The organism is Sphingomonas spermidinifaciens, from assembly GCF_002351485.1.
In the GTDB taxonomy this organism is placed as follows: Bacteria; Pseudomonadota; Alphaproteobacteria; order Sphingomonadales; family Sphingomonadaceae; genus Sphingomonas; species Sphingomonas spermidinifaciens.
Genome location: NZ_NWMW01000001.1, coordinates 1,366,087 through 1,386,201, shown reverse-complemented (window position 1 = coordinate 1,386,201; position 20,115 = coordinate 1,366,087). Strand labels below are relative to the sequence as shown.

The following is a 20,115-nucleotide window of genomic DNA, read 5'->3' as shown; positions in this document are numbered from 1 at the left end:
GCGCGGTGTTCGCGATGGTTCCTCCCGCGCGCCTGACGCTCGACGGCGCGGCGCTCGTCCACAATTGGCAGGCGCTGCGCGGCCTCGGCGGCGGGGCGGCATGCGGGGCGGCGGTCAAGGCCAATGGCTATGGGCTGGGCGCGGGCCGGGTGGTCGAGCGGCTGGCTTATGCAGGGTGCCGCGACTTCTTCGTCGCGACCTGGGGCGAGGCGGCGGCCCTGGCCGATCTGGTCCTAGCGCACGACCTGTCGCTGTCGGTCCTCCACGGCGTGCGCGAGCGCGACATGAGCGCGGCGCGCGACCTGCCTGCCCGGCCGGTCTTGAGCACGCCCGAACAAGTCGCGCGCTGGCGCGCTGCGGGTGGCGGCGCTTGCGACGTGATGATCGATACCGGCATGAACCGGCTGGGCCTGGCCGCGGGCGATCTGTCGCTCCTCGACGGCCTCGAGGTCGAGACGCTGATGAGCCACCTCGCCTGTGCCGAGGAAGCCTCGGAGATGAACGGCTGCCAGCGGAACGGCTTGGCAGCGCTCGCCGGGCGGACCGGTGCCCGGCGAATGAGCCTCGCCAATTCGGCGGGGATCGCCCTCGGTCCCGACTATGCCTTCGACCTCACCCGCCCCGGCCTTGCGCTCTACGGCGGGGTGCCATGCGAGGGTCTCGCGCCGCACATCCGCCCGGTCGCGGCGATCGAGGCCGAAGTGCTGCAACGGCGCCTGGTCCCTGCGGGCGCGACCGTGGGCTACAACGCAACCTGGACTGCCTCCGCCGAAACGCCGGTCGCCGTGATCAACCTCGGCTATGCCGACGGTCTTCCCCGCGCCCTCGGCCCTTCGGTGTCGGCGACGTGGGAAGGTGCGCCGATGCCCGTTATCGGCCGCGTATCGATGGACCTGATCGCGCTCGACGCCAGCGCCGCACCGGGGATCGGGGAGGGCGAGATGGTCCGCTTCGACATCGACCTGCCCGCATGGGCCGCTGCGGCGGGGCGGTCGCAATATGAGCTGCTCACCGGCCTCGGCCAGCGGTTCGAGCGCGTCTGGCGCGACTAAAGGTTTTGCCGCGCCGCACAGCGCGCTAGAGGGCAGCCTGCTCCAAAGGAGGTGCCCATGCCCGACTGGTCGAAGATCGAAGCCGCCCCGCGTCCCACGCTCAGCGAACTGTTCGAGAGGGGCGACCGTCTGGACGGCCTTACGCTCGATGTCGCGGGCATCCATTTCGACTGGTCGAAGACGCACCTGACGCCCGAGCTGATCGCCGACTTCGCCGCGCTCGCCGACGAAGGCGGGCTCAAGGCCAAGCGCGACGCGCTGTTCGCAGGCGAGATCGTCAACGTGACCGAGGGCCGCGCGGTCGAGCACACCGCCGAACGCTATGAGGGCGCGGCCGAAAGCGTCGCGCGCGCCAAGGCACAGCACGCCCGCATGCGCGCGCTGATCGATGCGATCGAGGGGGAGGCGCTCGGCCCGATCCAGCATGTCCTGCACATCGGCATCGGCGGCTCGGCGCTCGGTCCTGACCTGCTCGTCAGCGCGCTGGGGCAGGAGGGGATGCATTACGACGTCGCGATCGTATCGAACGTAGACGGCCTCGCGCTCGAAGCCGCGCTCGAGCATTTCGATCCGCATGCGACGATCATCGCCGTCGCGTCGAAGACCTTCACGACCACCGAGACGATGCTCAACGCCGAGAGCGCGATCGGCTGGATGACCGAGGCGGGGGTCGAGGACCCTTATGGCCGCGTCATCGCCCTGACCGCCAATCCCGAAAAGGCGGTCGAATGGGGCGTCGACGAGACGCGCATCCTGCCGTTCAGCGAGAGTGTCGGCGGGCGCTATTCGCTATGGTCGTCGATCGGCTTTCCTGCCGCGATGGCACTCGGCTGGGACGCGTTCGAGGAACTGCTCGAGGGCGCGGCCGAGATGGACCGGCATTTCCGCTTTGCCGAGCCGGCCGCGAACGCGCCGGTGCTCGCGGCGTTCGCCGACCTCTACTACACGCAGGTCCGCCGCCTCTCGACCCGCGCGGTGTTCGCCTATGACGAGCGGCTGCGGCTCCTCCCCGACTATCTCCAGCAGCTCGAGATGGAGTCGAACGGCAAGGGCGTGACCGCCGACGGCGTGCCGCTCGATCGCCCCTCGGCGCCGATCACCTGGGGCGGGACCGGCACCGACGCGCAGCATGCGGTTTTCCAGCTCCTTCACCAGGGCACCCATGTCGTTCCGGTCGAATTCCTCGCCGTGATCGAGGCGGCGGACACGCTCGACGAGCAGCATCACCGCCAGCTTCTCCTCAACGCATTCGCCCAGGGGGCGGCGCTGATGAAGGGGCGCGATCATGCCGACAAGGCGCGCGCCTATCCGGGCGACCGGCCGTCCTCGACGCTGCTCCTCGACACGCTAGACCCGCGGACGCTGGGCGCGCTGATCGCCTTCTACGAACATCGGACGTTCGTGAACGCGGCGATCCTCGGCATCAACGCCTTCGATCAGTTCGGGGTGGAGCTCGGCAAGGAAATGGCGCGCGCGGCCGATGCGGGCGACCAGGACCTCGACGCCTCGACCGAGGCGCTCATCAAGCGGGCGCTCGGCTGACCTGTTCGTCACCCCGGATCAAGTCCGGGGTGACGAATATGCTAAGGAAGCGGCGCGCACTTCGCCGCAAGCCAGGCCTGATGCTCGGCGTCGAGCGACGGGCCGACCTTTGCCAGCACCTCGGCGTGATAGGCGTCGAGCCAGGCCCGCTCCTCCGCCGACAAGAGCCCCGGCTCGATCAGATCGCGCTCGATCGGGACAAAGGTGAGCGTGCGGAAGCCGAGCATCGGGCGGTCTGCGCCGGCGATCGTGCGCGGTTCGACGAGGATCAGGTTTTCGATGCGGATGCCGTATTCGCCGGCCTTGTAGTAGCCGGGCTCGTTCGAGAGGATCATGCCGGCGCGCAGCGGCTCGGCCGGCCCGCCGCCCGGGTAATTGGGCGCGGCGATGCGCTGGGGCCCTTCATGAACCGACAGATAGGCGCCGACGCCATGGCCGGTGCCGTGCGCATAATCGAGCCCCGCGTCCCAGAGCGGCCGGCGCGCAAAGCTGTCGAGCTGCGCGCCCACCGTTCCGTCGGGGAAGAGCGCGGTGGCGATGGCGATGTGCCCCTTCAGCACGCGGGTGAAGCGATCGCGCATCTCCGCGGTCGGCGCGCCCACGGGCACGACGCGAGTGATGTCGGTGGTGCCGTCGAGATACTGGCCGCCCGAATCGATCAGGAACAGTTGGCCCGGCTCGATCGGCAGGCTCGACGCTTCGGTGACGTGATAATGCGGGATCGCGCCGTGCGGGCCGGTGGCCGAGATCGACGAGAATGACACGTCCTTGAGTGCGCCGGTCGCCTCGCGGAATTCGCGAAGCTTGGCCGCGGCGGACAGTTCGGTCTGGCCGCCCTTGGGCGCCTCGGCCTCGATCCATTTGAGGAAGCGCACCATCGCGCCCGCGTCGCGCAGCTGCGCGGCGTCGTGGCCGGCGATCTCGGCGGGGTTCTTGATCGCTTTGGCAAGGACGACGGGATCGCGCGTCGCCACCACAGTCGCGCCGCCCGCCTCCAGCGCGTCGAAGATCGCCGCGACCGAGCCGGCCGGATCGGCGACTACCCGCTTGCCCGCAAAGCCGCCGAGCGCGCCCGCGAACGCGGCGCGCGGATGCAGGCGCACGGCGTTGCCGAGGTGGCGGCGCACCTCGTCGGTCAGCTTGCCTTCGTCGACGAACAGGTCCGCGGTCGCGTCGCCATGGACGATCGCATAGGCGAGCGCGACCGGCGTGCTCTCGACGTCCGCCCCGCGAACGTTGAAGGTCCAGGCGATCGCGTCGAGCGCCGACAGGACGACGGCGTCGGCGCGCCGCTTGCTTAGCCACTCGGCGATCTCGCCGCGCTTGTCGGCGGCGCTGCGCCCGGCAAGCGCGTCGGGATAGGCGGCGAGCGGCGCGGGCGACATCTCGGGGCGCCCGGTCCAGACGGCGTCGATCGGATTGCCCTCGACCGCGACCAGCTCGGCGCCCTTGGCCGCAAGCGCGCGCCGCGCCTCCTCGACCCAAGCGCGGGTGTGGAGCCACGGGTCGTAGCCGATCCGCGCGCCGCCCGGCGCATGCTCGGCGAGCCAGCCCGACACGCTCGTCGCGGGCACGCCGACATAGGCCCAATGGTCCGCCGACACCTGCTCGCGCACCTGCAGCGTATAGCGCCCGTCGGTGAAGATCGCCGCTTCCGCCGGCAGCACGACCGCGGTCCCCGCCGACCCCTCGAACCCCGTCAGCCAGGCGAGGCGCTGGGCATAGGCGCCGACATATTCGGACAGATGCTCGTCCGTCAGCGGCACGACGAAGCCGTCGAGCGACTGGCGCTTCAACTGCGCGCGCAGCGCGGCGAGGCGGTCGGCATGGGTGGACATGGGAATGCTCCTTTGCCGCTTCCCTTACCGCCGCCGCCGGTCCTAAGTCGAGGCATGGGGAATGGCGGATGAGCGGGACGAGATTGCTGCGCGTGCTCGGCGCGGCATTCGCGGTGGCGGCAGTGGTGGGCGGCACGATCGGCCAGGGTATCCTGCGCACGCCGGGCCTCGTCGCAGCAGCCGTGCCCGATGCCGAGCTGATGCTGCTCCTGTGGCTGGCGGGCGGCGTCATCGCGGCGATCGACGCCTGCTCGACCGTCGAACTCGCGACCTCGATCGGCGAGGCCGGCGGCCCCTATGCGTTCGTGCGTCGGGCGTTCGGGCCGGTCGCCGGGCTGGCGGCGGGGCTGGCCGACTGGCTGGGCAATCTGGGCGCGGTGGCGTTCATCGCCGTGGTCTTCGCCGAGTATCTGGGACGGCTGGGGGCCGATGGCGGCCTGCCGATCCCGGTCGTCGCGGTGCTGCTGATCGCGGCGATGCTGGCGGTGCAGTGGACGGGCACGCGCGCCGCCGCCGCGGCGCAGGAAGTGGGCAGTGCGATCAAGGCGGTGCTGTTCCTGGCGCTCATCGCGGCGCTTGCTTTTGCGCGCGGCGACACGGTGGCGGCCGAGCCGGTGACGGGCGGCGCGATCACTCTGGTCGCCGCGATCGGCGCGTTCCGGGCGATCTACGGCACCTACTATGGCTGGAACGGCGCGGCTTACTTCGCGGAGGAGCTGCGCAACCCGCGCCAGCTGGTGCGCGGGACCTTCATCGGCATAGCGCTGGTGACGGCGGTGTTCGTCGGCCTCAACGCGGCGATGCTCCACGTCCTGACCCCGGCCGAGATGGCGAAGTCCACGCTGGTCGCCGCCGATGCCGCGGGCCGCGTGCTTGGCGCGAGGGCGGATGCGGCGATGACGGTCGTGTCGCTTGTCTCGCTGGCGACGATTCTGGGCGTGCTCTTGATGTTCCTCCCGCGCATCCTGTTCGCGATCGGGCGGAGGTTCGATCTGCGGGCGCTGGCGGGCGTGGCGGAGGGCGGCACGCCGCGCGCCGCGCTCGTCGCCACCGCGATCGGCGGCGCCCTGCTCGCGCTGGTCGGCGTCGCGGTCAATGCCGCCGCGATCGTCGTGCGGCGGCGCGAGCCCGCGCTCGATCGGCCGTGGCGGATGCCGCTGTATCCATGGCCGGCGCTCGTCTCGGGCGCGATCAACCTTGCGCTCGCCATCGCCTTCATCGTGGAGGACCCTTGGACGAGCGCGCTGGCGATCGGCGTGATGGCGTTGCTGCTCGCCCTCATCGTCCCCTTGCTGCGCAGCGGGACGCGCGGCTAGGGGAGGGGCATGACCGCTCTCCCCCAGCCGCCAATCGCGGCGCAGCGTGCCCACAGCTTCACCGCCCACGGCCAGACGATCGACGATCCCTATGCGTGGCTGCGCGACCCCGGCTATCCCGAGGTCAAGGATGAGGAAATCCTCGACTATCTGAAGGCCGAGAACGCCTATCACGACGCGGTGATGGCGCCCCTCAAGCCGCTTGCCGACAAGCTGTTCAAGGAGATGCGCGGGCGGATCAAGGAGGACGAGTCGACCGTTCCGCAAAAGGACGGCGACTGGCTCTACTGGACCGATTTCGAGGAGGGCGGCGAATATCGCCGCTGGTGGCGCAAGCCCGTCGCCGGTGGGCCTGACGAACTGATCCTCGACGAACCCGCGCTGGCCGAGGGCAAGGAATATTTCCGCCTCGGTGCGCTGTCGATCAGCCGCGACGGCCGCCTGCTCGCCTATGCCACCGACACCGACGGTTCGGAGCGGTTCGAGGCGCGGATCAAGGATCTGGCGACCGGTGAGCACCTGCCCGACATCATCCCGGGCACGCTTGGCGCGCTGGTCTGGACCGCGGACGGCACGGGGCTGCTCTACACCCCAGCCAACGAACAGTGGCGCACCGACCGCGTGATGCTGCACCGGCTGGGTGGGGGCGAGGACACCGAACTCTATCGCGAGGCGGACGAGGGCTTCCGCGTCGGCGTGAGCGAGACCCAGTCGCAGCGCTTCATCGTCATCGCATCGGGCGACCATGTGACCAGCGAGGTCTACCTCCTTCCCGCCGACGACGTGACCGCGCCGCTCCTTTGCGTCGCGCCGCGACAGGTGGGGCGCGAATATGACGTGGACGAGCATGACGGCACGTTGTTCATCCACACCAACGACGTGGACCCGAACTTCCGTCTGGTGACGGCAAGCCTCGACAACCCCACCGACTGGGTCGAGCGGATCGGGCCGAGCCGGCATTTCTACATGACCGACGTCACCTGCTTCGCCGACTTCTTCGTGGTCGAGGGGCGCAAGGACGGGCTCGACCAGATCGAGCTGCACCGATACGAAGGCGGCGCGCCGACGCGCATCCCCTTCCCGGAGGCGAGCTATGTCGCGGGGGTCGGCGACAATCCCGAATATGCGATCCAGACGCTGCGGCTCGGCTATGAATCAATGGTCACGCCGGGCACCGTCTATGACTATCATGTCGGCACCGGCGAGCTGGAGGTTCTCAAGGTCCAGGAGATTCCCTCGGGCTACGACGCGTCGAAATACGCGACCGAGCGGCTGAAGATCACTGCGCGCGACGGGACCGAGGTGCCGTGCTCGATTGTTTATCCCGCGGGCTTTCCGCGCGATGGGTCGGGCAAGCTCTATCTCTATGCGTACGGCGCCTATGGCTATGCGGTGCCGCCGGGCTTCTCGACCAGCCGGATGAGCTTCCTCGACCGCGGGGTCGCCTTTGCCATCGCGCATATTCGCGGCGGCGACGACCTTGGCCAGCAATGGTATCTCGACGGCAAGCTCGAGAAGCGGACCAACACGTTCAACGACTTCGTCGATGTGGCAAAGGGGCTGATCGAGCGCGGCTTCACCAGCGCCGGCAACATCGCCATTGCCGGGCGGTCGGCGGGCGGCGAGCTGATGGGTGCGGTGATCAATTCCGACCCCGAATTGTGGCGGGTGGCGGTGGTCGATGTGCCCTTCGTCGATGTGCTCAACACGATGATGGACGCCACTCTGCCGCTCACCCCCGGCGAATGGCCCGAATGGGGCAACCCGATCGAGGACAAGGCGGCGTTCGACCTGATCCGCAGCTACTCGCCCTATGACAACGTCAAGGCACAGGCCTATCCGGCGCTCTGGATCGGCGGCGGCCTCAACGACCCACGGGTCACCTATTGGGAACCCGCCAAGTTCGCCGCGAAGCTGCGCGCGATGAAGACCGACGACAACGTGCTCGTGCTCAAGACGCAGATGGGTGCGGGCCATGGCGGCAAGTCGGGACGGTGGGAAAGCCTGAAGGAAGCTGCGGAGGAGAACGCGTTCGTGCTGTGGCAGCTGGGGGTGGAGACCGGGGCGTGACCAACCTCCGTTCGTCGCTCGACCTCGCTCGGGACGACCGGAGGGGTGCGTGACGCGCCTCGCCAGCCACCCCTACCTCACGCTGCTGATCGCCGGCGCACTGTCGGCGACCGGCTTTGCGCCGCTTCAGCTGTTCCCCGTCACTATAGCCGCGCTCGCGCTGCTCATGTGGATCGTCCATGACGCGCCCAGCCTCAAGGCGGCATGCTTGCGCGGCTGGACCTTCGGCGTCGGGCATTTCACGATCGGCAACAACTGGATCCAGCACGCCTTCGACTATCAGGACAAGATGCCGCCGGTGCTCGGCTACATTGCGGTCGTCCTGCTGGCGCTCTATCTCGCGGTCTATCCGGCAATGGCGGCAGGGCTTGCGTGGCGGCTCGCCAGCCCGCGCTCGGCAGGGGACCGGACGACCGAGCCGGGGGGCAGCTACGTCCTCGTCTTCGCCGCCGCCTGGATCGCGACCGAGTGGCTGCGCGCGACGATGTTCACCGGCTATGCCTGGAACCCGGTCGCGGTCGTCTGGCTGCCGCTATTGAGCGTCGCGCGCATCGCCGCGTTCGTCGGCACTTATGCGCTGTCGGGCATCACCGTCGCGATCGCCGGCGCGCTGATGTTGCTGGTCGGCTGGCGGCGCTGGCGGATGCCGGCGGTAGCCGCGGCGGGCCTGTTGCTGGCGGGCGTGTTCGCCTCAGCCCATCCGATCCCGCAGCGCGTCGGCCCCGACACGCCGCGCGTCCGCGTCGTCCAGCCCAATGTCGGGCAGGAAGCGATGCAGGACGGAAATTACGACCTTCGCATCCTCGAGGCGATGATCGACCAGTCAGGCCGGCCGCAGCGCCACCCGCGCCTGCTCGTCTGGCCCGAAGGCGCGGTGAACTATTATGTCGAGGACGGTTATCCCGCCGACTGGTATTACAAGGGAACTGCACCGGTCACGCGCGGGCGGATCGCGTCGCTCTTGGGGCCGCGCGATATGGCGCTCATCGGCTCGACCGCGATCGAGTTCGATGAGCGGCGCGAGCTTAAGGGCGCGGGCAACGCCATCTTCGTCCTCGATCCCGCGGGCAAGCTGGGGCCGCAGCGTTACGACAAGGCGCATCTGGTGCCCTATGGCGAGTATCTGCCGATGCGGCCGATCCTGTCGCGTATTGGCCTGTCGCGGCTGGTGGCTGGCGAGATCGACTATCTGGCGGGGCCGGGACCCCGGACGCTTGCGGTGCCCGGCTTCGGATCGGTCGGCATGCAGATCTGCTACGAGATCATCTTCTCGGGCGAGGTGGTGGATCGGGCGAACCGGCCCGACATGCTTTTCAATCCTTCGAACGACGCCTGGTTCGGCGCATGGGGTCCGCCGCAGCACCTGGCCCAGGCGCGGCTGCGCGCGATCGAGGAAGGGCTGCCGGTAATCCGCTCGACACCCACCGGTATCTCCGCGGTGATCGACGCCCAGGGCCGGCTGATCGGAACGATCGGCATCCGCCGCGCCGGCGCGATCGAGCTACCCATTCCCGCCGCGCTGCCGCCCACCCTGTTTTCGCGGCTGGGCAATCTTGCGGCGGCGATCGTCGTGCTGCTGATGCTGGCAGTCGCGATTGCCATCCCGCGGCGACCTCGCTACGGCCTCATATAACCATAGCTTTATATCTTGAAGTCCGGCCTCTCGCCGGTGCCAACCCACGGGGAAAGCATGCGCGACAATTATCTCTTCACCTCCGAATCGGTCAGCGAGGGGCATCCCGACAAGGTCGCCGACCAGATTTCGGATGCCGTCGTCGATCTGTTCCTGGCGCGTGATCCCGTCGCGCGGGTGGCGTGCGAGACCATGGTGACGACGCAGCGCATCGTCCTGGCGGGCGAGGTTCGCGCGAACGAGGACGCGTTTCCCAGCCTTGCCGAGATCGAGCAGGCCGCGCGCGATACCGTCCGCCGCATCGGATACGAGCAGCACGGCTTCCACTGGCAGACCGCCGATTTCGCCTGCCACCTGCACGGCCAGTCGGCGCACATCGCGCAGGGCGTGGACGAGAGCGGCAACAAGGACGAGGGTGCCGGCGACCAGGGCATCATGTTCGGCTTCGCCTGTGACGAGACGCCCGACCTGATGCCCGCGACGCTCTATTACTCGCACCGCATCCTCGAGAAGATGGCCGCCGACCGCCATGCCCGTACCGTTGATTTCCTTGAGCCCGACGCCAAGAGCCAGGTGACGCTGAAGTTCGAGAACGGCGTCCCGACCGGCGCGACCGCTCTGGTCGTCTCGACCCAGCATACCAAGGCGCTGTCGAACGACGCCGGCCAGAAGCGCCTGCGCGACTATGTGATGACGGTGTTCGAGGAAGTGCTGCCCGCGGGCTGGATGCCGACCGACCAGAGCCAGATCTACGTCAACCCAACCGGCCTGTTCGAGATCGGCGGACCGGACGGTGACGCCGGCCTGACCGGCCGCAAGATCATCGTCGACACCTATGGCGGTGCGGCCCCGCATGGCGGCGGCGCGTTCAGCGGCAAGGATCCGACCAAGGTCGACCGCTCGGCCGCGTACATCTCGCGCTATCTCGCCAAGAACGTCGTCGCGGCGGGCCTTGCCAAGCGCTGCACGATCCAGCTCTCCTACGCGATCGGCATCGCCGAGCCGCTCTCGCTCTATGTCGACACGCACGGTACCGGCACCGTGGATGCGGCGAAGATCGAGGCGGTTCTGCCCAAGCTCGTCCGCCTGACGCCCAAGGGCATCCGCACCCACCTCGGCATGAACAAGGCGATCTATCAGCCGACCGCCGCCTACGGCCATTTCGGGCGCAAGGCGGATGGCGAATTCTTCACCTGGGAACGCACCGACCTCGTCGATGCGCTGAAGGCCGAGCTGGGCTAAGAGAAACCCAAGTCACCCCGGCTCGCAGCCGGGGTGGCGTGGGTTTGTTGGAGCCGTCGCCTTCCTAGCCCCGTAGCCCGGGCTCGACCCGGGACCACCCTTCTTCTCTCCTCAATATCGCGCGCGCCCTGTCGCCCCGGCGCCACAACCGCCCGCCATCGATATGCACGAACCTTGCCAAGCGGTGGGGAAGGCGCGAAAAGGCTCGCCGCAACGCGGGAGCCGATCGATCGATGGACGACGTCACCACCATCCAGGAAGTGCCGACCGTCGTCGAGCTGCCGAGCGACACAGGCCTCGCCGTCGTCTCGATCGCCAAGGCTTATGACAAGCGCGTCGTCCTGACCGACGTGTCGATGAACGTCGCGCGCGGCGAGGTAGTCGGCCTGCTCGGGCCCAACGGTGCGGGCAAGACGACGAGCTTCTATTCAGTGATGGGACTGGTGAAGCCCGATTCGGGCCGCATCATGCTCGACGGCGAGGATATCACCGCGCTGCCCATGTATCGCCGCGCGATCCTTGGCCTCGGCTATCTGCCGCAGGAAACCTCGATCTTCCGCGGGCTCAGCGTCGAGAAGAACATCTCCGCAGTGCTCGAACTCGCCGAACCCGACAAGGCGGCGCGTCAGGTCAAGCTCGACCGGCTGCTCGACGAGTTCGGCCTCACCCGCCTGCGCGATGCGCCCGCCATGGCGCTGTCGGGCGGCGAGCGGCGGCGGGCGGAGATCGCCCGCGCGCTCGCCGCCGATCCGTCGATCATGCTCCTCGACGAGCCGTTCGCGGGCATCGACCCGATCTCGATCGCCGATATCCGCGATCTGGTGAAGGACCTGAAGCAGCGCGACATCGGCGTGCTCATCACCGATCACAATGTCCGCGAGACCCTGGAGATCGTCGACCGCGCCTACATCATCTACGACGGCCGTGTGCTGTTCGCAGGCAGCCCGGCGGAATTGGTGGCCGACGCCAATGTCCGCCGCCTGTATCTGGGCGAGAGCTTCTCGCTTTGAGTTGATGGCGGCCTCCTTTGCCCCGATTGGCCCATGAGCCTCGCGCCGCGCCTAGACCTTCGGCAGACGCAATCGCTCGTCATGACGCCGCAGCTGCAGCAGGCGATACGCCTGCTCGCGCTGTCGAACCTCGAGGTCGAGGGGTTCATCGCCGAGGAGATCGAGAAGAACCCGCTGCTCGAGGCCGCGCGCGAGGATGACGGCGGCGGCGAGCGCGAGGGGGGCGAGGACGCTCCTGTCGCCCGCGACGAACCCGCGCAGGCCGACGAGCTGCTCACGATGGGCGCGGGCTCGGGCGAGGCAAGCCTCGACGTCGACATGGGCGTCGAGGCGTTCCACCACGACAGCGCCAGCGACTCGGTCGGCGGGCTCGACGGCTCGCTTGGGCTGGGCGCGACCGGCAGCGGCGGCGGGGAGGGCGAGGCGCCCGACTTTGACAGCTTCGCCGCGGCGGGTGAGAGCCTGCAGGACCACCTCCTCGCTCAGGCGGGCGCGGTGCTGTCCGGCCCGGACCTGTTCGTCGCCGCGCACCTGATCGATCAGATCGACGAGTGCGGTTACCTGACTGCCAATCTCCTCGACGTGTCGCAGCGCCTGGGCGTGCCGCTCATTCAGGTCGAGCAGGTGCTGGCGTGCATTCAGACCTTCGACCCGACCGGCGTGGGCGCGCGCAATTTGGCCGAATGCATTGCGCTCCAGGCCAAGGAAGCCGATCGCTACGATCCCGCGATGGCGCGGCTGATCGACAATCTCGACCTCCTCGCGCGCGGGCAGATCGCGCAGCTCCGCCGCATCTGCGGCGTCGACGAGGAGGACATGGCCGACATGATCCGCGAGCTGCGCGACTATGACCCCAAGCCCGGCTGCCGTTATGGCGGCGAACCGGTGCAGAGCGTCGTGCCCGACATCTTCGTGGCGAGGCGCGGCAATGGCTGGGCGGTCGAGATCAATGCCGCGACGCTCCCCCGCGTGCTCGTCAACCGGGCCTATTATGTCGAGCTGTCGGGGAGCGCGGGCAAGGACAAGGTGGGCAAGTCGTGGCTGTCCGACTGCCTCGCCAGCGCGAACTGGCTGGTCAAGGCGCTCGACCAGCGTCAGCGGACGATCATCAAGGTGGCGTCGGAGATCGTGAAGCAGCAGGAGGCGTTCTTCCTCCACGGCGTCGCGCACCTGCGCCCGCTCACCCTCGCGCGGGTGGCCGAGGCGATCGAGATGCATGAATCGACCGTCAGCCGCGTCACCAGCAACAAATATCTGAGCTGCGCGCGTGGCCTGTTCGAGCTCAAATATTTCTTCACGAGCGCCATTCAGTCGGCCGATGGCGGCGATGCGGTGTCGGCCGAGGCGGTGAAGAGCGCAATCCGCGCACTGATCGGCGCGGAAGACCCCAAGAAGATCCTGTCCGACGACACGCTGGTCGAACTGCTCAATGCCAAGGGATTCGACATTGCTCGTCGGACGGTCGCCAAATATCGCGAATCGATGGGTATCGGCAGCTCGGTCCAGCGCCGCCGGCAAAAGACGCTGGCGGGCGCGGCGTGACGCGATGCGGCCCGGCGACCGCCTGACCCCAAAAGGGCGGTGGACCTAAACCGTTACCCATGCGTCATCTTTGTCGATTGCTGGGGAGCCGAGGTGAACGTCCATTCGCTGATCCTGACCAAGTTGAAGCTGCGGTCCCAGCTGACCGCGGCCGCCTGCATGGCGATCGAGACGGCGCCGTTTACGCTGCGCGATATCGAGGCGGGGGCGGAGATCGTGCATGATGGCGGCCCGCCGGCGCGTGACTGCTCGATCGTGCTCGACGGCGTCGCGATGCGGTCTAAGACGACGGCGACCGGCGGGCGACAGATCGTCGCGATCGAAATTCGCGGCGATTTCCTCGACCTTGCCCATCTCTTCCTCGAGATCGCCGACCACGACGTTCAGGCACTGACCGCGCTCAAGGTGGCGGCGATCGACCGGCAGGTGCTGCGCACGCTCGCGCTCGAGCATCGCGACCTTGGCCGCGCGCTCTGGACCGAGGCGCTGGTGGAGGCGTCAATCGCGCGCGAATGGCTGGTCAATCTTGGCCGGCGTGACGCGAAGACGCGGATCGCGCATGCGCTGAGCGAACTGGCGCTCCGGTCGCAGGCGGTCGGCCTATCGCCGCCCGACATGCTGACGCTCCCGTGGACGCAGGAACAGCTGGGCGACGTCACCGGCCTGACGCCCGTGCACGTCAACCGAATGCTGCGCACGCTCGAGGAAGAGGGTCTAATCGAACGGTCGGGCCGGCAGGTGCGGATCATCAACCGCAATGGCCTGTGGGCGGCGGGCGATTTCGAGCCGCGCTACCTCCACCTCGTCGAGATTCTACAGCCCGTGGGCGCGGCGGCGTAGACCATATATACGAAAAGCGGGCGCACCCGACCGGGCGGCCCGCCTTTGAAGCATCAGCGGGCGGCGAGTGCCGCCCGTCAGATCACTTGATCTTCGCTTCCTTGAACTCGACGTGCTTGCGCACGACGGGATCATACTTGCGGAAGCTCATCTTCTCGGTCTGGTTACGCGGATTCTTCTTGGTGACGTAGAAGAAACCCGTGTCGGCGGTGCTCACCAGCCGGATCTTGACAGTGGTCGGCTTGGCCATGGCCCAATTCCCGTAGCAGCAAAAAAGCGAAAGGCGGCGCGCGTGCGCACCGCCGTCAGGCCGCGGCGCATGCACGAGTCCGGCGGCGGCGTCAAGCATCGCGGCATCCTTAACGGCTTCGCAAGCGCGTTCGGGGCAGAGACGGTCTATGGACAGCCTGCTCCCCGCGCTGATCGCCGCGCTGCTTGCCGGGGCGGCGGACCGCCCCGCCTGGCTGGCGGCAATTTTGGGCGATCGATTCGGCGGGCGGGCGTCGGTGCTGCTCGGGGTGGCCGGCGCGCAGGCAGCGATCATGGCGATCGCAGCGGTCGGCGCGCTGGCGGTGCGCGATGTGATGACGCCGAATGCAAAGGCGTTGTTCTTCGGTGTCGCGCTGATTTTCGCAGGCGCAGGCGCGCTGATGCCGCCGAGGCCGCCGCGCGACCGGCTGGAGGGCTGGCGGATCGGCCCGCTGCCGACCGCGGCGCTCGGCAGCTTCATCCTCGCGTTCGGCGAGCGGGTGCAGTTCGTCGGCTTCGGCGCGGCCGCCTGGTCGGCGAGCCCGGTGCTGGCGGCATCGGGTGCGGCGCTCGGCGCCATGACTGGCGGGGTCATCGCGGCAACGCTCGGCGAGCGCGAGTGGCGGCGGCTGCCATTGCGGATCATCGGCGGTGCGGGCGGGACCTTGCTGCTCGCGTCGGGGATCGTCATGGGGCTCGGCGGGCTGCGGCTGATCTGACGAACCGATCGTGGCGATCGAAGAAAGCCGTCGTGGCGATCGGGAGCCAATGCGCATGCCTGTCGTTGTGCTACCGAACCGACTTCGCCCAACGAGGAGCCCTTTGGTATGGCCGACAATCCCGCCCCCGCGCTCAAGACCCCGACCGACCTCAAGACCAATGCCGCAAAGACGGTGGCCGATGCCCTCAACGGCATCCTGGCCGACAGCTATGCGCTGTATCTCAAGACCAAGAACTTCCACTGGCACGTCTCCGGCCCGCATTTCCGCGACTATCACCTGATGCTCGACGATCAGGCGGCGCAGATTCTGGCGACGACCGACGCCATTGCCGAGCGCGTGCGCAAGACGGGGAACGTCACGCTCCGCTCGATCGGAGACATCGCCCGACGCCAGACAATCAAGGACAATGACGCCGATTTCGTGCCCGCCGCCGACATGCTCGTCGAGTTGCGCGAGGATAACCTCAAGCTCGTCGAACTGCTGCGCGAGGCCAAGGACATCGTCGACGAGGCCAAGGACAACGCGACCAGCGGCATCCTCGACGACTGGACCGACGAAGCCGAGGAGCGCGCCTGGTTCCTGTTCGAGGCCAGCCGCAAGCAGTAAGGCCGCGCGGGGCGGCGTCGATCAGTCGCCCCGTACCGCCAGCATCAGCGCGCCGCCCGCCAACGTCAGCGCGGCAAGCGCGAGGAAGGCGGGGCCGAACCCCTCCGGGCCCGTCAGCGCCCAAGCGATCGGCGGGCCGATGATCGACGGCGCGGTGTTGGTGAGATTGAGAAGGCCGAGATCACGCCCCCGCCGCCGCGCGCTCGGCAACAGCAGCATCGCGAAACCCGCGTGCAGCGCAACGAATACCGCCGAGCCGATCGCGAACACCGCATAGCCGATCGCGCCCGTCAACCAGTGGGCGGCGGTCCCCATTGCGACCAGCCCTGCTGCCGCTATTCCCGCCGCGCCGAACAGGATTGCGCGCCGCCGCCCGGTTCGGTCCGACAGCCGACCCGCGGCGAGTGCTGCGGGAACGGCGAGGAGATTGACGATCGTAAGTAATTGTCCCGTGCGCGCCGCGACGCGTTCGGCCGAGGCGGCACCCGCGACCCCGCGCAGATAGTAGAAGAGATAGAGCGACACGACGACGCCCGCGATCTGCACCAGCAGCCGCGCGAGCCACGCGGCGGCAAGGTCGCGCGGCGGCGAGCCGGGATGGTCGGCGGGCGGCGGCAACCGGGCCGGCGCGCGCACCAGCAGAAGCGGCCCCACCAGCAACGCCGCGACCAGGGGCACGATCATCAGCCGCGCCGCCATGTCGAGCCCCGGCGCCGCCACGAGCAGTGCGAGAAACGCAGACGCGAGTGGCGCACCGAGGGCGAGCAGGCTGCTCGCGAGACCGATCTGACCCTCCGGCACTTCGTCGGCAAGGATCGCGAGCAGCGGCGCGATCAGCAGATTGACCGCGACCTGTATGAGCAGCACCGCCGCGAGGATCGTCGCCGGCGTGGCCGCCGCGGCAAGGACGGGATAGGCGAGGGCGAGCGCGACGAGGCCCGCCGCGACCCAGCGTCGCCGGCCGCCGCCGCGCTCCAGCGAGCGGTCACTCGCCCAGCCGGCGGCAATGTTGGCGACGCTCGCGACGACGGCGCCCGCCACCGCGACGAGCGTCGCCAGCCCGATCCGCGCATCGCCCGCGACCGCCTCGATCCGCATCGGCAGCAACAGGCTGAACAGCGGCAGCCAGGCGACCACGCCGCCCGCGCTGGCGACCGCATAAAGGAACAGAAAGGCTCGCGATCGAAGGGGCGGCGCGGGCGCAGGACCGGTCATCGCCGCGCTTTACGCCGCGCTCGCACCGATCGCCACCTGTGGCTTTCAGGGAACGTTCCCATCTTTTACCGCTAACATCGCGTGACCGCTGTTCCCTTGCTTGACAACAAACGGGAATGCGCGGAGTGAACGTTCTCATAGACGCGCTTTCCACCGGGCAGCGCGCATGAAAAGGGGAGGAAACGGGGATGTTGAGCGTCCGTGCTCGTCAGGTTTCGCGATTCGCCGCCGGGGCGTCGCTGATCGTTCTGGGCCATGTGCCCTCGCTCGCCGCGGCGCAGGATGCCGCCGCCACGGTCGGCAATCCCGGCCCCTCCGAAATTCAGGACAGCGCCCCCGCCGAAGAGGCAGGCGACGACATCATCGTGACGGGCATCCGCGCCTCACTGCGCGAAGCCGTCGATATCAAGCGCAATGCACAGGGCGTCGTCGATGCGATCTCGGCTGAGGATATCGGCAAGTTCCCCGACACCAACCTCGCCGAATCGCTCCAGCGCATCACCGGCGTTTCGATCGACCGCTCGAACGGCGAAGGTTCGACCGTCACCGTCCGCGGCTTCGGCCCCGAGTATAACCTCGTCACGCTGAATGGTCGCCAGATGCCGACCTCGACGCTGGGCGACGGGGCGAGCGCGCCCAATTCACGCTCATTCGACTTCGCCAACCTCGCGTCGGAAGGCATTGCCGCTGTCGAGGTCTACAAGACCGGGCGCGCCGCGGTTCCTTCGGGCGGCATCGGCTCGACGATCAACATCCGCACGCCGCGCCCCCTCGACCGCCCCGGCTTTCGCGGCTCGATCGCGGCGCGCGGCGTCCTCGATACGTCGCGAAACGAGGGCAATCCGATCACTCCCGAAGTATCGGGCATCGTGTCCAAGAGCTTCGGCGACGACCGCTTCGGCATTCTCCTGTCGGGCACCTATCAGCGGCGCAAGGCGAGCGTGAACTCGGCGAGTGTTGGCTTCCGCGACGGCTTCCTGGGGGCGGAGAACAACTGGGGCACGCTGCCCCAGCTGGGCACGCCTGGTTCGGAACGGATCACCAACCGGCCCGGCCCGACCGACGTCTATGAAGTGCCACAAAGCGCCGCCTACGACCTGATCGACATCGATCGCGAGCGCATCAACGGGCAGCTCGTGCTTCAGGCCAAGCCCACCGAAAGCCTGACCGCGACGGTCGATTTCACCTATTCGTCGAACCAGGTCGAGGTGCGCGACAGCAGCGTCGGCATCTGGTTCAACTTCGGCAACACCTCGTCCGAATGGACGGACGGTCCCGTCGCCGGCCCGGTCTTCTATTCGGAGCAGTTCGATCCCGGCAAGGACCTCTCCTATTCGCAGGCGCTGACTGCCAACAAGTCGATCAACAAGTCGCTCGGCGGAAATCTCACCTGGGATGCGCCGGGTGGCGTCACCGTGTCGCTCGACGTCCATCACTCGACCGCGGAGTCGAAGCCGACCAACGACTATGGCTCGAGCACGTCGATCGGCGGCGCGATCTTCGGCGTGCGATCGCAGCGCGTCGATTTCACCGGCGACCTGCCGATCATCAATTACGAGATGTATCCTGGCATCGACCCGCTCAACCCGTCGCTCATCACGCCGACGGGCAATGCATTCCGCAACGCCTATTTCAAGGACACGATCAACCAGGTGCAGCTGAAGGGCCGTTACGAGCATGACGGCGGCTTCCTCGACAGCATCGACGCGGGCTTCTCGTTCGTCGATAATCAGGTTCGTTCGGCCTATGGCTTCATCCAGAACGAGACCTGGGGCGGCGTCGATCCGCGCGGTCAGTCTTTCGGCGCGGCGGCGGTGCCCGACGATTTCTTCACGCGCGTGACCCTTCCCGACAAGTTCAAGGGCTTCGACGGCAGCGGCGGGCTGCCCGGCGCGATCTACACGTTCAACTTCGAGCAGATGGCTGAGCTGTTGCGCTCGCAATACAATATCTGCTCGGATCCGCAGACCGGCAGCGTGCAGGGCGACACCTGTCTGGCCAACTACACCGTCGATCGGCGGATCGGCGAGAAGACGATCTCGCCCTTCATCCAGGGTAATTTCAGCTTCGACGTGAACGGCAATCCGGCGCACATCATCGCCGGCGTGCGCTATGACCAGACGGTGGTGAACTCTTCGGCGCTGGTGCCGGTGCCGACGGGTACGCGCTGGACGGGCGCCAACGAGTTCGCGCTCGTCTATGCCCCCGACGCGGACTTTACGACCTTCAAGGGCAGCTATGCCAACTGGCTGCCCGCAATCGACTTCGACATCGAACCCGTGCGCAACGTCAAGCTGCGCGCGTCGTACAGCCACACCATCACCCGCGCCGACTATAGCAGCCTTCAGGGCGGGCTCGAGCTCGATGCCAATCCGCGCATCGGCGGCGGCACCGGTCGGCTCGGCAACCCCAATCTCGTCCCCTACAAGTCGAAGAATATCGATCTGTCGGCCGAGTGGTACTACACCCGCGAAAGCTACATCTCGGTCGGTTATTTCAACAAGGATGTCAGCAACTTCATCGGGAACACACAGGTCGATCAGTCGGCGTTCGACCTGCGCAATCCGGGGTCCGGCCCGCGTTATCGCGCGGCGGTCGCGGCGCTCGGCACCAGCGACGCGGTGCGCGTGCGCGACTATATCCTGCGCAACTATCCGGCCTCGTCCGAGGTCACCGGCACGACCGAGGCGGGCGGCGTCAGCTATCTGACCGGCAACATCTTCGGCCTGCCCGAGGACGATCTGTTCAATTTCCAGATCACCCAGCCGTTCAACAGCGATCAAACCGCCAACATCAACGGCTGGGAGTTCGCCATCCAGCACCGCTTCTGGAATACAGGGCTGGGCGTCCTTCTCAACTACACGATCGTCAACGGCGATACTGCCTATGACAATGCACTCGACCCCAATATCGGCCAGTTCGCGCTGGTGGGGCTGAGCGACACCGCCAATGCCGTCGCGTACTATGACAAGAACGGCATCCAGGCGCGCGTCGCGTACAACTGGCGAGAGGGCTTCTATGCCGGCGGGGCGTTCGACCCGACCTATGTCGAGGATTACGGGCAGGTCGACGCGAGCGCGAGCTGGGAGTTCATGCAGGGCCTGACCGTGTTCGCCGAGGGGATCAACATCACCAACGCCAATCGGCGCGGCCATCGCCGGTCGGACAATTTCGTGACCTTCGCCCAGCCCGGATATGCCCGGTACCAAGCGGGTCTGCGCTTCAGTTTCTAGAGACG

15 protein-coding genes are annotated in these 20,115 nt (G+C 67.8%); 12 read left to right on the top strand and 3 right to left on the bottom strand.

The features are described 5' to 3' along the window. The first annotated feature begins 14 nt into the window (after positions 1–14). Complete coding sequence (gene alr / locus COC42_RS06590) at positions 15–1,052, top strand: alanine racemase (RefSeq protein ID WP_096343150.1); 1,038 nt, start codon at positions 15–17, stop codon at positions 1,050–1,052. Positions 1,053–1,109: 57 nt separating this feature from the next. Next, positions 1,110–2,594, top strand: a complete 1,485-nt coding sequence (gene pgi / locus COC42_RS06585) for a glucose-6-phosphate isomerase (RefSeq protein ID WP_096342373.1) — start codon at positions 1,110–1,112, stop codon at positions 2,592–2,594. Between the two features lie 41 nt (positions 2,595–2,635). Here the strand turns inward: pgi and COC42_RS06580 are convergent, their stop codons facing one another. After that, positions 2,636–4,432: an aminopeptidase P family protein gene (locus tag COC42_RS06580; RefSeq protein ID WP_096342372.1), complete on the bottom strand. Its 1,797-nt coding sequence runs from the start codon at positions 4,430–4,432 to the stop codon at positions 2,636–2,638. Between the two features lie 68 nt (positions 4,433–4,500). Here COC42_RS06580 and COC42_RS06575 point away from each other — a divergent pair, with 68 nt between their 5' ends. The 7 genes from COC42_RS06575 (at position 4,501) to COC42_RS06545 (ending at position 14,085) form a co-directional block, all read left to right on the top strand. Beyond that, on the top strand, positions 4,501–5,748 hold the full coding sequence (locus COC42_RS06575; RefSeq protein WP_096342371.1) for an APC family permease: 1,248 nt from the start codon (positions 4,501–4,503) through the stop codon (positions 5,746–5,748). A 9-nt stretch (positions 5,749–5,757) separates the two neighbouring features. After that, a complete protein-coding gene (locus tag COC42_RS06570) occupies positions 5,758–7,818 on the top strand; it encodes a S9 family peptidase (RefSeq protein WP_096342370.1) in 2,061 nt (686 codons plus the stop codon). 49 nt (positions 7,819–7,867) lie between these two features. Further along, positions 7,868–9,451 carry an apolipoprotein N-acyltransferase gene (gene lnt / locus COC42_RS06565; protein ID WP_176484579.1) on the top strand — a complete coding sequence of 528 codons (1,584 nt, stop codon included), beginning with the start codon at positions 7,868–7,870 and terminating at the stop codon, positions 9,449–9,451. Positions 9,452–9,508: 57 nt separating this feature from the next. Continuing rightward, on the top strand, positions 9,509–10,693 hold the full coding sequence (gene metK / locus COC42_RS06560; RefSeq protein ID WP_096342369.1) for a methionine adenosyltransferase: 1,185 nt from the start codon (positions 9,509–9,511) through the stop codon (positions 10,691–10,693). A gap of 233 nt (positions 10,694–10,926) precedes the next feature. Beyond that, positions 10,927–11,703 (top strand): LPS export ABC transporter ATP-binding protein, encoded by a 777-nt coding sequence (gene lptB, locus COC42_RS06555; protein ID WP_096342368.1) that lies wholly within the window; start codon positions 10,927–10,929, stop codon positions 11,701–11,703. A 33-nt stretch (positions 11,704–11,736) separates the two neighbouring features. Beyond that, on the top strand, positions 11,737–13,245 hold the full coding sequence (gene rpoN / locus COC42_RS06550) for an RNA polymerase factor sigma-54 (RefSeq protein ID WP_096342367.1): 1,509 nt from the start codon (positions 11,737–11,739) through the stop codon (positions 13,243–13,245). A 93-nt stretch (positions 13,246–13,338) separates the two neighbouring features. Continuing rightward, positions 13,339–14,085, top strand: coding sequence for a Crp/Fnr family transcriptional regulator (locus COC42_RS06545; RefSeq protein ID WP_245843897.1), 747 nt, complete (start codon positions 13,339–13,341; stop codon positions 14,083–14,085). 82 nt (positions 14,086–14,167) lie between these two features. Here COC42_RS06545 and rpmG read toward each other — a convergent pair whose 3' ends face one another. After that, positions 14,168–14,335, bottom strand: coding sequence for a 50S ribosomal protein L33 (gene rpmG / locus COC42_RS06540; protein WP_033922433.1), 168 nt, complete (start codon positions 14,333–14,335; stop codon positions 14,168–14,170). Positions 14,336–14,483: 148 nt separating this feature from the next. Here rpmG and COC42_RS06535 point away from each other — a divergent pair, with 148 nt between their 5' ends. Beyond that, positions 14,484–15,053 carry a TMEM165/GDT1 family protein gene (locus COC42_RS06535; RefSeq protein WP_096342366.1) on the top strand — a complete coding sequence of 190 codons (570 nt, stop codon included), beginning with the start codon at positions 14,484–14,486 and terminating at the stop codon, positions 15,051–15,053. Positions 15,054–15,161: 108 nt separating this feature from the next. Next, positions 15,162–15,662: a Dps family protein gene (locus COC42_RS06530; RefSeq protein WP_096342365.1), complete on the top strand. Its 501-nt coding sequence runs from the start codon at positions 15,162–15,164 to the stop codon at positions 15,660–15,662. 21 nt (positions 15,663–15,683) lie between these two features. Here COC42_RS06530 and COC42_RS06525 read toward each other — a convergent pair whose 3' ends face one another. Beyond that, positions 15,684–16,877, bottom strand: coding sequence for an MFS transporter (locus tag COC42_RS06525; RefSeq protein ID WP_096342364.1), 1,194 nt, complete (start codon positions 16,875–16,877; stop codon positions 15,684–15,686). A gap of 188 nt (positions 16,878–17,065) precedes the next feature. On the opposite strand from COC42_RS06525, the gene COC42_RS06520 reads away from it, so the two are divergent. Then, positions 17,066–20,110: a TonB-dependent receptor gene (locus COC42_RS06520; RefSeq protein ID WP_096342363.1), complete on the top strand. Its 3,045-nt coding sequence runs from the start codon at positions 17,066–17,068 to the stop codon at positions 20,108–20,110. The last annotated feature ends 5 nt before the right edge of the window (positions 20,111–20,115 follow it).

What these genes read in the sequence shown, in the direction of transcription:
- alr (WP_096343150.1), top strand. Translation starts at nt 15, where the DNA reads ATGGTTCCTCCCGCGCGCCTGACGCTCGACGGCGCGGCGCTCGTCCAC.
- pgi (WP_096342373.1), top strand. Translation starts at nt 1,110, where the DNA reads ATGCCCGACTGGTCGAAGATCGAAGCCGCCCCGCGTCCCACGCTCAGC.
- COC42_RS06580 (WP_096342372.1), bottom strand. Translation starts at nt 4,432, where the DNA reads ATGTCCACCCATGCCGACCGCCTCGCCGCGCTGCGCGCGCAGTTGAAG.
- COC42_RS06575 (WP_096342371.1), top strand. Translation starts at nt 4,501, where the DNA reads ATGAGCGGGACGAGATTGCTGCGCGTGCTCGGCGCGGCATTCGCGGTG.
- COC42_RS06570 (WP_096342370.1), top strand. Translation starts at nt 5,758, where the DNA reads ATGACCGCTCTCCCCCAGCCGCCAATCGCGGCGCAGCGTGCCCACAGC.
- metK (WP_096342369.1), top strand. Translation starts at nt 9,509, where the DNA reads ATGCGCGACAATTATCTCTTCACCTCCGAATCGGTCAGCGAGGGGCAT.
- lptB (WP_096342368.1), top strand. Translation starts at nt 10,927, where the DNA reads ATGGACGACGTCACCACCATCCAGGAAGTGCCGACCGTCGTCGAGCTG.
- rpoN (WP_096342367.1), top strand. Translation starts at nt 11,737, where the DNA reads ATGAGCCTCGCGCCGCGCCTAGACCTTCGGCAGACGCAATCGCTCGTC.
- rpmG (WP_033922433.1), bottom strand. Translation starts at nt 14,335, where the DNA reads ATGGCCAAGCCGACCACTGTCAAGATCCGGCTGGTGAGCACCGCCGAC.
- COC42_RS06535 (WP_096342366.1), top strand. Translation starts at nt 14,484, where the DNA reads ATGGACAGCCTGCTCCCCGCGCTGATCGCCGCGCTGCTTGCCGGGGCG.
- COC42_RS06530 (WP_096342365.1), top strand. Translation starts at nt 15,162, where the DNA reads ATGGCCGACAATCCCGCCCCCGCGCTCAAGACCCCGACCGACCTCAAG.
- COC42_RS06525 (WP_096342364.1), bottom strand. Translation starts at nt 16,877, where the DNA reads ATGACCGGTCCTGCGCCCGCGCCGCCCCTTCGATCGCGAGCCTTTCTG.
- COC42_RS06520 (WP_096342363.1), top strand. Translation starts at nt 17,066, where the DNA reads ATGTTGAGCGTCCGTGCTCGTCAGGTTTCGCGATTCGCCGCCGGGGCG.